Origin of the sequence: Bradyrhizobium sp. CCBAU 45394 (genome assembly GCF_028128655.1) — a bacterium.
Taxonomy (GTDB): Bacteria; Pseudomonadota; Alphaproteobacteria; order Rhizobiales; family Xanthobacteraceae; genus Bradyrhizobium; species Bradyrhizobium diazoefficiens.
Genome location: NZ_LBIX01000146.1, coordinates 28,042 through 40,299, shown reverse-complemented (window position 1 = coordinate 40,299; position 12,258 = coordinate 28,042). Strand labels below are relative to the sequence as shown.

Sequence of the window (12,258 nt, the reverse complement as noted above, 5' to 3'; positions counted from 1 at the left end):
CGCAAGACGCCGATGCAAACTTTGCTTGTAAAGCGTCGGGCCTCATTGGCGACATCACGAAAGGTGGTGAAGCCGCAGCTCTCGCGGATCACGTCGAGGAGATCGCCGTGTTCGGCCGAGGCGGCATCTCGCCAATGCCCGGCGGCGCCAGGACCAGATTCCGGCCCGCTGAGCCGGACGAACATCGACCGGCCGGGCGTATTGCGGACATCGCCGACTGTCCAGTAGCGGCCTTGGCGCCGCCCGTTGGACAAATAATGGCGGCACACTGCCTCGGCGTCACGCGCGAGACGGTGGGCCAGGTCGGAGGCGTTGTCGTGTGCCATCAGGCCGCCTCCCGCTCACTAACGCGCGTGACCGGATAGTAGTCGAGCACCTTTGCCAGCACCGAGGCACCGGTCTCATTGATCGGCACGAACATGCGCAGCTTCCACGAGATGATCTCGCTGAAGAGGTCGTAGGCGCGCAGCTGGTCACGCATCGTATCGGTGAATCCGGACAGCTCGATGCGATGGACCCCCATCACGCGGACACGACGGAGCTGCAGATCCTCGGCGAGCTCAAGGACGGTGCGCCCCTCCATCAGCGCCGAGAAAGCTTCGTTCGGGCTCAAGCTGCAGGTCGCGGTCGCGCAAGCGTTCGCCGCCCAGGCTGGCGAGACCCTGCGGCCGGTGATGCGCTCGCCCTCGTTAGCACACGCGCCGCAAAGCACTGAATGCTCTCGACATGCGTTTTGTTACTGCGTTCATGATGACCTCTAGCACGGCCGCGAGGGCCGCGGCGCCGGGCGGTATTCGCCCTTGCTCGGCGGCCCCGCAATACAGCCGTAGCCAGCCTGGGAGGCGCGGCAATCGGAAGCGCCGTCTTGCCTCCGGACGCGGATGCGGCTGCGCGTTCGAAGCCGGCAGGTCGACGGCGACGGTCAAAGCCCAAGGTCGCGGCAGCTATAAATTCTATCATGCTGCAATGAACAGGGAGCTTAGGGAACGACGGCAGCTTGAGATCGATTTGGGCGAGGCGACGCCACCTTTCGAGACGCGAAACGACATGGCTGTTGCTTCTCCGTCTGCTCACCGCGAAGCTAGAGCCCGCCCGCAAGGTTAGACCCATGATCATCGCGAACTCCAACTGCCATGCGACGATGCGGCGTGCTTCTGGTCCATTCGCGCGCCATCTCCAAGAGCGCAGTATCGCCTCTTCCCGTGCAGCCTCGTTATGGGCTAGCTCCACACTTTCATCGCCGCGGATAAATTAGCCGCCGTCAGGTATATTAAAATAGTATCTCTTCATGATCGACTCGCACGGCCTTTCCGGCTCCAGACGACGTTACTAGGAACTGCTGATGCCCCCGCCTCAGATAGAAATGGCGACAGGCGCTCTCGTTGTGCCGGAAACGTCCAGGCACTTCTTGGAGCGCAGGACGGTCCGCCGGGAGTAGCGCCCGATCAGCACACCCTTTGCACAACGGCCATAAAGAGCGCTTCGATCTGAGCGGTCTCATTGCCGAAGCGCCGCCCTCCCTTCTTGCGCCACGCGATCAGTACCTGGTTCGTCCCCCGACTCCAGAGCGAGCTCCGCTCGTTCAGACGGATCGATCGGTATGAGGCGGCAACCGGAGTACAATTGGAATCTAATGTTTCCGCCGGCATTCCCGGGCAGATTCATGAGCGGCTGATCCATTCAGCGAAATGGCTGTAACTATCGGCGTTGGTCATGTGTTGGGTTGTCGATAGGCGACTGAATCTTTGTTCGTGCTCGTAGGCATGGTCGTCGGTGGCAAACAACAGATGTGTTGCTTCGTGCACGACGGTTGAGGATCGGAAGCGATCTGAGTAGGCGAAGTGCCCTTCGTGCAGATTGATCCCGCTCTCGGAAGTCAAGCGCCTGAGTTGACTTATCCCATAAGACGCGCCGATCAATGTCGCGGCCAATCCGCCGAGCAACACCGCACCTAACGCGACAGCACGCTCTACGTGCCGTTGCTCAACAGACCTGTCGCGAAGGAGCATCGCAGAACCGCGTTGGTGGGCACCCACTCCCGCCAGAAAAAGGCCCAAACCCGACCATCCCGAGCTGACCGAACGTAACCGCAGTGACCGCGGAACGATACGCCAGTCCGGCCAGCAGATGGGGCCGCCCCTGACATAAGCCACCGTGACATTTGATTTCGGCCGAATCCGATAAAGAGGAACATCGACAAACAACGCCTTAAGACGCTGCGCTCGCGTTAGTGGCTCGTCGCGATTGAGATAGCTGGCCACCTTCCTGTAGTTCGCGAGGATTTCTCGGATGTCGGCGACGTCCTGTTTTCTCGTGCCCACGATACCAAAATATTGGCTCAGGGCCGCTTTCACGTCGTGCTCCACGTCTTCGCGCGTGACGGACTCGAGATAGGCTTCCAGTTTCTGGATGGTGACGCGGACAAAGCCCTTCGCCCCTTCATGGTCCCTCGCCACAATGTCTGCGTAGTTGTACAATTGTTGAGGCGTTCCGTGTACCTCGACCCCCTTGGGGCTTGAAGAATTGATTAGCGACGACAAATTATAATTGATATAGCTGTCGATGTCGGCGATGCGGGCGTCGCCGAGGTAAGTATCCATTCTTCGGCGCCACATCATGAAGGGCCTGGGCCCAACTGATTGGACTTCGTGCCTGCCGGACGTGAGGCTCCTGAGATGAGGCAATGCCGGCTTGAGAGAGTCACGAACGTCCCCATCGACTGTCATGTACTTCTGCATATCGTACGCGGGCGACCTTAGGGGACGGTTAGCAGGCCGAGTAGCCATCGAATCCTTGTCTTCTGTTGGAAGCAAATGATCGCGTCCGCTAAGACTGCCCGAATTGGCGTTATGTACGCGGGGCAATAACGTGTCTGCTTGGCGGACGATGATCTCGTCTGGTCTGCCTATTAGGCGGAACATGGCCGTGTAGTTCACGTGGCCGATCGTGAAATTTGTTTCCGGCCGAGATGCGCCCGGCAGTACTCCATTGGAGAGCATTGCGGCCCTGAGCTCGGGCGATGCGGGTTGGTCGCCGTGCTGCCAAGCTCGAACGTACATTGCTAAATTTGGAGCCGCAGGCGCGCGTACACTTTGCTCAGGCATATAGGCGAGCCACGGCCTCCTCCGGAGAGGGCTAGGTGTATTCCAATTGCGGGCTGGCAATTGGCTAACTAAGTCCACTCCCAACCGAAACTCCGTCGAAAGCGGTAACCTCGCGGGTTCATCAGCCACTCCCAAAACTCTCCTTCGTGTCGCCGACTTGGAGACCCTGAAGGGCCTCACATCCTTTGAATACATCTGCAGATGCTGAACTTCCCAGCCCGAACGATTCAAACTCAATCCGTCCCAGCAAAAGCTGGGCCTAAACATCGGCGGAGTGTTCACAGCGGATCGCAATTGAAGTTAATTAGCTTGCGGGCTGGTCTCAACGATCGTTGTAGTACAACGTGCTTGCTTCCAGACCAGTCAGTACGCTTACATGCGGATCTGCTGGGGCCGATGCAGCGCAGCCCAGATCGGCCCTCGTGTCTCCATCGTCTCAACGGCAGAATCGCGCCCGGACGAGAGTAGTGTGACGCCATACAAGCAGAGGCATCGCAACAAGCGTTAATCCCGTGCGGCCAGATTTTTCAGCAAGAATCTGGTCGCATGTTCAATTATCCGTCATAGCTATGCGGTTGGCCGGCAAGCCAAACATTTACTTGTATATCTCGCACTTGACAGCATTCGCTAAATCGAGGCTCGAAGCTACGCAAATAGCGCGCGTAGGCGCAGCTATCTCCAAGTCCGCTGCCACGTCCTCGCTTCCAGTCCAAGGCGGAGCAAGGTGGAGCATGGACCTTGGCGCCTTGCACTTGACGCCATTTGGCTCGGCGGAACGCACTCTTGCCAACGCTCGATGATCATCGAAATCGAGCTAGCGGCGCATGACGACGCAGCCACACGCCTGAGGCATTCACGGCAAAAGGGAAAACGGCTGCCGTGGATAACGAGGAAGGTTGGTATGAAGAGTTCTCCGACGGGCTGGCGGATGTGCTGGGAAAATGTCTACGAAGCGACGGTCCGACAGGTGAATGACTATGGAGCGAACGAACGCTAAACGCCGCTGCGCCGATTTTTGGGCCGGAGCGGAGCCGCTCTATTCGCACTAATCGCGGTAAATTGCGCAGCGAGCACGGACGTTTAGCCAAATGTATTCAAGGACGAATACGGCCTCGATTCGTCAACCATTCCGAACTTAAACCTCTAGCAGGCGACGGCCGATAGGAGGACATCGGATGACCGAAGACATTTGATGTCGACCGTTCAAGCAGAAGGTGCCAATTACAAGCGACGACCCGCGTTCAGCCGCCCTTAAGTCGAGGTATGAGAATAACGTTCGCGCCTAGCGGATTGTTGGGCGTCACTTCCCTCATGCCTGCAGTCAACTGTGCCATGTACGGGTGACCATGGATGTAAATATCTGTCATAGGCTGGTACGGCTTCGGGATGGCATCTACGCTATTCAGCGCGCCGAGCAGGATGTCTGGAGCCGCTTGAGGACCGTGATTCCAGCCCAAGCCTACGACGTGGGTGAAATCCTCATTTAATATCCTAGCCCGTACACCGAATGCGGGGAATGTCAATTGCCGCGGCAGGTCAAAATGGCTTCCGCCTCCGGCCAATTTCCCCTCGTCCTTTCTCTTCGAACTGCTGGACTCCCCGACATCTCGCGGGCTCTGTCTTGCGAGTTTCTCGGCCCAACTTTTCTCCAGCTCGGAGATAAAGTGCGCCGACCATTTCTGGATGGGGTACTCTCGAAGCTTCGCCATCATCTTCTCCCAGCGGAAGATGCGCTCGGGCAGTGACATTGAAAGTGCGATCGAAATCTTCTCTGCTATGTCTTCGATGTCGTTGGGATCGATGAGCAGCGCTTCGTCGAGTTCCTTGGCCGCGCCGGCAAATTTCGACAAAACGAGCACGCCGGGGTTGCTGGGGTCTTGCGCAGCAACATATTCTTTCGCTACAAGATTCATCCCGTCACGCAACGATGTTACCAGGCCGACGCGTGCGGCGCGGTACAGACCCGCGAGCACCGGCTGACTCTGAGGCTTCGTTTCGTGACGGATCGACACCCTGCCATCCGAGCCATGGTTAACATTTACATAGTCGACAAGAGCCGCAACTTCCTGCTGATAGTCGTCGTAGCTCTTGATGCCGGATCGTGAGACGGTCGCAATCTGCAAAAGGCAGATGCTGCGCGGGTCTTTGTTCAAAACGTGATTGATAGCCCGAACGCGATTGTGGAGACCCTTGGTGTAGTCGAGCCGGTCGACGCCGACGGCAAGCTTCTCGCGATCGAGACCTTCCAGTAGCGACGAGACAGCGGCACTCGAACTCGCGTCTGCAGCATATTGTGCAAATTTTTCTGTATCTATGCCGATCGGAAATACTTGGCATCTTGTGATGCCACCACGGTGTGAAATCACAACACTGTCTTCGCTGGGTGTGAGGTCGAGATCGGCACGAACGCAGGCAAGGAAATTCTGCCGGTCCTCGTCGGTCTGAAAGCCTACCAAATCATACGCAAGCATCGATTCAGTAAGTTCGCGACGATGGGGTCCCAGCTGCACGTCGGGCGCCGGCCATGGCGTGTGCAGGAAGAAACCGATAGGTCGATCGACGCCCCGATCACGCATCTCAGCGCCGAGCGTGAGGAAATGATAATCATGCACCCAGAACAAGCGCCGGTCTTTGTACTCAAGCAGCGCGTCCGCCATGAGGGCGTTGATGTTGCGATAGCTATTATAATCACCTGCCGCGGAGGAGACCCGCTCCGTCAGCGAATGTAACGCCGGCCATAGTTTCGAATTCGAAAAGCCCTCATAATAGCGGCGATAATCCTCGGCAGGCAGATCCACCCTCACGAGCTTGCCTCGGCCCAGCGCCACGACAGGCAATTCGGCCTCCAACGGCCGCCTCGGCCCCACCCAAATTGCGCCGGATTGCTGCACCACGGGAACCAGGGCGGCCTCAAGCCCGCCTGTCCTTGGTTCAAGGGCGTTGCTGCCGGCAACCCGGTTCGCGACCACGACGAGATTCACAAGTCATCCTTTCCCCGTCTGGATCTGCGTTTGCCGGATGTTCGATCAATTTGCCACGGCTGATCGCTGGCCTTTACGGCCTGACACCCGCCCTCCTTCGACGTTTTCATGCGGGCTGGTAGGCTGCTAATGAATATAGCGCGCAGCTTCGAATAACGGGCGTACCACGTAGGCCCTGCGCGCAGAACGTGATCATTCCGGCGCCGAGTGCGCCAACGGTTTCATCGCGCGGAGGCGGCTTTCGCAAGCGCACGAAGCATTGGTTTTCTGCAGACAGAACGGCCTGTACTTTTCGGCGAGGCGCACTCTCATCTCTATCTGGCGCTCGAGCAGCCTTGCGGGCCGATGATTCCTCAGGAGCAAATCGCGGCTACCCCGACCATCAAACCGTCGATGTGCGGAGGGACCATTTATGTAACGCGGTGCTGAATGCTGCCTACCTAAGTTGGTATGTGGCACAAAGACGCGATTGGATGTTGGGGCCGACAGTTCGTCACGATCGAGAAATATTGGTAAAAGACCAAAATCGCCTCGGCCGGCCTCATGCCCATTCTTGTAAAGCCCCGCACACTGGGTCTGTTGACCAAATGCGAGCGTCGTCCTCCAGGGGCGAGCCTCATCATTTCGGTCTTCGCGATGTTCGATCTCTCCAACCCGGGCGCCGATCGTCTGCTGAGCGAGCAGGAGCTTTGGCTGATGGCCACGAAGGAGCTTCCGCCCGGCACCCCTCTCGATATCGGTATGCCCAAGCCGCAAGCCGAGCTGCTTATCAGCGGACATGCGGCGGCGCCTGAAGGACGGACGACCGAGCGGATGATGTTGGGCTGGGCGCTCGGACCGATCCAGAAGCACCTTTTGGTGACGGGCGACCGCTATTGGCAGACCACCATCAACGGCTGGCGACCGACAGACGCGCAACCATTCCAACAAATGCCGCTCACTCACCAACGCGCATTTGGCGGGCCCGGCTGCGCAGCGAACCGGTTCGGGGTCGGGCATGAGGCTCTCCGGCGCAGCATGGCCGGCGAGCTGGTGGCCCTACCCAATATAGAATGCCCTGAGCACGCTATTCAGTTCATCGAGGCGATCGCACCACCCGCAACCTTCGGACCAATGGCACTTGATAACATTGAGCGGCTGCAGTACGCGGGAAGCTATGATGCGACATGGCTGCAATCAGTTGCCCCTGCTCTGGCGAGCGATTCCGATCCGCGGCTTTTTCTGCTCGCCCCGCCAGACCAGCGCTTGGGCGGCTTCATCTGCGGCGGAGAACCCTACACGCTGCAGAACTTCTCCGCCGAACATCCGTTGATCGAAGGCCGCCTGCCGACCTTTCGCGTGCGCTGCTTCATCGGCTGGAACGATGCGGGGCACGGCGTCACGGAACTCCAGACGCGCATAGATACTCTGTGGCTGTTCGCAGGAGCCCGCCGCGGCGTCATGATCTACCGCGCAGCGATTGCCGTGCAGGAATTGGACGGCAGCGACGTTAGCGACATTATGGTCGCTTACGAACAACGACACGAGCCGGCGCGGCCGTTCGATCATTATCTGAATGTTCGGCGGCTGCGGCTCGATCCAGCGAGCGCTCCACGCTATCCCTTTTTGGAAGGTCAACTTGCACCTGAGATTTCGACTGCCGAACGCGAACGTCGCACAGCTCGGCGTCGGCATCTTGCCCAACAGCGCGCAACGCAACAGCTGGCCTCCATGCGCTGGGCGCTCGATCAAGAGTTCGCACGCATTGAGCTCCCGGCTTCGCTGCGTCCGACTATCGAGATACCCTCGATCGAACCATCGAGCATTCCCGCACTGTTGCCGGAGGAACTCGAGAGCGGCGAGATCGAATTGTCCGAGATCCTCGACGCGCTGGAGACGGTCCAGGCAAAAGCAGAATTTGATGTCGATAGGCTTGACGCCCAATATCGACCGATACGTGCAGCCTATGAAAAGGTTGCTAGCGGAAGCGCCGCGCCGAGCGATATTGACGCCGTGCTTGACGCAATATCGTCTACGGATGCCGCGCAGTCGATGGAGGCAGGCATTAACCAGGCCTCACCAATCTCTGAGCTGCCGGATACTGATCCGGGACTCATAAAGGATATCGAAGACAAGTTTGCTCGGGCGAAAGACTGGCGCGGTGCTGTTCTTGGCACGGCAACGCAACCGCTCGACGAGGAAAAACAATTCGCACTTGCGCATGCTCGTTTCTTTGACTTGGCGGCGGGACGGCCGCTCGAGCCGATACGCAACGCGATATCGGACGATGCCTTTTTGCTTCCCGATATCCCTGAGCCGGACCTGCCGGAAAATTCGCGGGGCCGCACGCCAGAGGCTCTGCCGCGCCTAACCCTAGACGAGATACTGGCGCAAATCGAAGCCTCCGATCCACCGCCTGACGCCGCCCACCGAGCGCGTACGGCCCTCACCGATGCTGAAGCGGCGCTCAGAAGGGTCCGTCCTGGGTTACTGTCCGATGATCGCGCGCCGTTTGAGGCTTTGAGTGCCCCCCGTCAAGCGGTAAACAGGGACGAGCCCGGAGCAGGGATCGCCGCAGCGAAGACAGAAACTGCAAAAGCGGTGACTGTCCTACGGACCGAGATCGACAGAGCGGAAGGTCAGTTGGCAGCCGGCATGGCCGCCGCGAGGCTTGCCTCACCCAAGCCGCTCAACCCCGACGCGATGCTGGCACCGTCTGTCGCACGCGCGCTCGGTGATCTAGTGGAAGAGGAGTTCCGACGCGGCGGCCAGCTTGCTGGTCGAGATCTCGCCGGCGCCGACCTCTCCGGGCGACGGTTCGCGAACGCGGACTTCTCCGGCGCTTTTCTTGAAGGCGCGAAGCTGAGCGGGACGAACCTGGCCGGTGCGAAGCTGATGAAAGCCGCACTGACCGGCACAACGCTCATCAACGCTGATCTAAGCGCGACAGATCTCACCGAAGCCAATCTCGGTGAAGCCGACTGCCGCGGAACGCGTTTCGCCGGCAGCCAGCTGGTGCGCACCAATCTTCTCGGCTCACGCATGGTGGGCGCATGCTTCGACCAAGCGCATCTTAGCGAGCTCCAGGTTTTGCAGGTACCGATGATTGGGGCGACTCTCCGCTCTGCGCAAATACGTGAATGCTTCTTCATCAAAGCCGTCCTCGATAACACCGATTGGAGGGACGCTGTCCTCGAGCGCGGACAATTCATGGATCTATCGTTATCTTTTGCGAATTTTGCTGGCGCGCGACTTGAGCAAACCTGCTTTCTCAAGGTGACAGCGGCCCTACTCGATCTGTCGGGCGCGCAACTTGACCAAGTCAGCTTTATCGGCGATGTCGATTTGCACGACGCCCGATTCGGCCGCAGCAGCGCCGAGGCGCTTTCCTTTCAGACGGCCGATCTCAGTGGTGCCGACTTCACCATGGCTCGACTGAACGGTGCTTATTTCGGCAAGTCGACCCTCGCGCGCACCACCTTCCGAATGACATCGCTGAAACGCGCGGTCTTCACGGGCAACGATCTGCGCGGCAGCGATTTTTATGCGGCCAACCTGCTTGAGGCGCATCTCAACCAGGCTAACCTGGAAGGCGCGAGCCTGCGCCATGCAAATCTCTATGGCGCAGACCTGATGGATGCTTCCTTAGTCGCGGCCGATTTGAGCAACGCAAATATCGACTGCACCGTGCTGATGGTCACGCGCCATGTCAATTGATCTCTTATTGCAGTCGATCGACCATCAGTTCCCAGTACGCAAAGCTAACCTCGATGGCGAAACGCTATCTGGACTACGCCTTAACGATGGCATTGTACTGAGTTCCTCTTTTCGCGGCAGCCAGTTCACGCGTGCCCGCCTGACCGGCATGACTTTCCAGGACTGCGATTTCAGCGGCGCTTCCTTCGCCGATGCTTCCCTTGACAAATGCACATTTGTCGATTGCCGGGCTAGCGGATCAGACTGGCGGCGGGCCCGCTTGACCCAGTCGACGTTCATGACATCAGATTTCAGCCATAGCGACTTCGGCGAGACGCGACTCAACCAGACGACAGTGATGCGTTGCGTGTTGGCCCATACGATCCTGAGCAAGGCCTGCTTATCTCAAAGCGCGCTCATGGGTTGTGACCTCGACCATGTCGCGCTCGACAACGCCACGCTGACGAACGCCGCCATAACGCAGGCCGATTTGCGGAGTGCACAGCTCAAGGGACTGCGCTGCGACACGATCCATTTCTCCGAATGCGATCTGTCGGAACGGGATCTCTCCGGGTTGATGCTCGCGCGAGCAAACCTGAGCGGAGCCAAGCTGAAAGGCACAAACCTGTCCGGAACAGACCTGTCCGGCTCCGTGTTGACAGGCGCAAGCCTCGTGGGTGCCGATCTCTCCGGCGCGACCGCCCCGAACACACTGTTCGTCAGGGCTGACCTGCAAGCCGCCAGGCTGCGCAACGCCGATTTGACCCAGTGCATCTTCTTTGAAGCGCACCTCGACGGCTGCGATCTTTCCGGCGCTCAGTTGGGAACAGCCGTATTCACACGTGCATTGGCCAGGGGTGCCTCGTTTGCCGGCGCCGACTTATCCTATGCGCTGATGCACCACGCCATGGTCGATGGCACCGACTTTTCCGGCTCGCGATTTCTGCGCACTGACTTTCACTGCGCGTCGACCGAAGGCAGTCGGTTCGTGAACCAGCATGGGAGTATCTTAAACACTGTGCCGAAACGCGCCGTCGCCGAGCTCTATGACCCAAGCGGGGTCATCCCTCTCTATGGAGTGAGCTAAACAAATGACTTTTGTCAATTCAAGTGGCCCGATGTCGGCGCAGGATCAAGCGTTTCCCGACGTCTGCAACACACCAATCGGACTCGCCGTGGTGCCTATACCCTATTCAAACGTTGCTATGAACACGACGGCTATTCCTACACAGTCTCGGTGCCTCATCATGTGTATGCCTGCACACAACATGACGACCGAGCGCGCGACATCGATGGGTGATAGCGCAGGTGTGGCCCTCGGCGTCATCTCTGGCCTTGTCATGGGTCCAGGCCGCGCCAAAGCGGGATCTGACAATTTGTCAATCGGCGGGTCACCGGCAACCAAAATGGGGATGCCAACGAAGCAGAATGGCACCAACCCGAATGCGTTCGGACTTTCGATATCGCCTTCTCAAACCCGTTTAACGGCCCAGCGCTAAAGTGCCGACAGCCATCCGATTAGGATATCCGCTATGCCAAATGCCTATACGCGACTATTCGTTCCAGACAGCCTGGTCTCTCCCCTGACGAAGTCAACTTATCTGCGCCTCGGGTCTTATTCGGACGAAGAAGAAAAACTTGTTACTGGTCTCACAACGACTGTTGGCGAAACTCCAACTGCGATCAGCAAACATGAAAGCGACAATGCAGGCTTACTTGCCTTCACCAACAAAGACTTCCAGGCCAATATCGAAGGCGCCGCGCTGCTCAAAATCGGTCGCGGCCAGACCACGGAGGTTACGAACGGAAACTCCCAACATCAGGTCTCCAAAGGCACCTATGAGATCTCCGCCGAGAATGGCGTGTCAATCAGTGCTGGCGCTAACGGGACGCCGGCGGACATCATCCTGACAGCCTCGAACCGAGTCAAGCTCATCAATAACGGCCATAAGCTGGAGACGACCGTTGGCAACTCGGAAAAACAGACGATGGGCGACACCAAGGAATTGTTTCAAGGAACCAAATTCACCTGCATGAGAGGCGCAGCTACCACGCTGACGATGGCCAAGAACGTAAGCATGTTCTTTGGAGAAGCGTTCACATTCAACATCGCGCGAGAATGTTCAGTCAATCTCAGTGATATGAACTCTATGACGATCGGCAACAAACTTGACATTGTCGAAGGCCACGACGTCAAGCAAGTGATTGGAAACTCGACCAAGTGTGTTTTTGGACCCGATTTCAAGTCCGCTGACAGCGATACCAAGGTTCTCAGAACAAGCGATTTCAAGCTCGCTCCCGTCGACGACTTCAAGTCGGTCGGTCGCGACATGAAATTCTGCAAGACGAGCGTATTAAAAACGGACGAAGAATTGAGAAAAGGACAGTCGAACATGGAAGAGTACAAGCTTGTGACCCGAAAAGCTGAGATCACGTCCAGTTCCGGCAATGAGGAAGTCATACAAAAAAAATCGGTAAATTTCATGTAGCGATCTGGA

General features: G+C 58.1%; 7 protein-coding genes and 1 pseudogene. 4 read left to right on the top strand and 4 right to left on the bottom strand.

The window, feature by feature from the left end; genetic code table 11:
- The 4 genes and pseudogenes from WN73_RS15025 to WN73_RS15010 all read right to left on the bottom strand — a co-directional run.
- Nucleotides 1–326 (bottom strand): annotated as a pseudogene (locus tag WN73_RS15025) (DNA primase); the annotation flags it as partial.
- On the bottom strand, nucleotides 326–613 hold the full coding sequence (locus WN73_RS15020) for a hypothetical protein (protein WP_442870098.1): 288 nt from the start codon (nucleotides 611–613) through the stop codon (nucleotides 326–328). The gene WN73_RS15020 and the pseudogene WN73_RS15025, both read right to left, overlap by 1 nt.
- Nucleotides 614–1,661: 1,048 nt before the next feature.
- Nucleotides 1,662–2,600 (bottom strand): M35 family metallo-endopeptidase, encoded by a 939-nt coding sequence (locus WN73_RS15015; RefSeq protein ID WP_271553518.1) that lies wholly within the window; start codon nucleotides 2,598–2,600, stop codon nucleotides 1,662–1,664.
- Between the two features lie 1,745 nt (nucleotides 2,601–4,345).
- Complete coding sequence (locus WN73_RS15010; protein ID WP_271553516.1) at nucleotides 4,346–6,085, bottom strand: alpha,alpha-trehalose-phosphate synthase (UDP-forming); 1,740 nt, start codon at nucleotides 6,083–6,085, stop codon at nucleotides 4,346–4,348.
- Nucleotides 6,086–6,628: 543 nt separating this feature from the next.
- Between WN73_RS15010 and WN73_RS15005 the strand changes: the two genes are divergently transcribed.
- Genes WN73_RS15005 through WN73_RS14995 form a run of 4 tightly spaced genes read left to right on the top strand, consistent with a single transcriptional unit; the run spans nucleotide 6,629 to nucleotide 12,249 of the window.
- Complete coding sequence (locus WN73_RS15005) at nucleotides 6,629–9,781, top strand: DUF2169 family type VI secretion system accessory protein (protein ID WP_271553514.1); 3,153 nt, start codon at nucleotides 6,629–6,631, stop codon at nucleotides 9,779–9,781.
- Nucleotides 9,771–10,847 carry a pentapeptide repeat-containing protein gene (locus WN73_RS15000; RefSeq protein ID WP_271553513.1) on the top strand — a complete coding sequence of 359 codons (1,077 nt, stop codon included), beginning with the start codon at nucleotides 9,771–9,773 and terminating at the stop codon, nucleotides 10,845–10,847. Before WN73_RS15005 ends, WN73_RS15000 begins: the two co-directional genes overlap by 11 nt.
- Before the next feature lie 4 nt (nucleotides 10,848–10,851).
- Nucleotides 10,852–11,259, top strand: coding sequence for a DUF4150 domain-containing protein (locus tag WN73_RS44650; RefSeq protein ID WP_442870097.1), 408 nt, complete (start codon nucleotides 10,852–10,854; stop codon nucleotides 11,257–11,259).
- Nucleotides 11,260–11,292: 33 nt separating this feature from the next.
- Nucleotides 11,293–12,249 carry a hypothetical protein gene (locus WN73_RS14995; RefSeq protein WP_271553512.1) on the top strand — a complete coding sequence of 319 codons (957 nt, stop codon included), beginning with the start codon at nucleotides 11,293–11,295 and terminating at the stop codon, nucleotides 12,247–12,249.
- Nucleotides 12,250–12,258: the final 9 nt, after the last annotated feature.

Excerpts from the sequence above, each read along its gene's own strand:
- WN73_RS44650 (WP_442870097.1), top strand. The coding sequence starts at position 10,852 with ATGACTTTTGTCAATTCAAGTGGCCCGATGTCGGCGCAGGATCAAGCG.
- WN73_RS14995 (WP_271553512.1), top strand. The coding sequence starts at position 11,293 with ATGCCAAATGCCTATACGCGACTATTCGTTCCAGACAGCCTGGTCTCT.
- WN73_RS15005 (WP_271553514.1), top strand. The coding sequence starts at position 6,629 with ATGCCCATTCTTGTAAAGCCCCGCACACTGGGTCTGTTGACCAAATGC.
- WN73_RS15015 (WP_271553518.1), bottom strand. The coding sequence starts at position 2,600 with ATGGATACTTACCTCGGCGACGCCCGCATCGCCGACATCGACAGCTAT.
- WN73_RS15000 (WP_271553513.1), top strand. The coding sequence starts at position 9,771 with ATGTCAATTGATCTCTTATTGCAGTCGATCGACCATCAGTTCCCAGTA.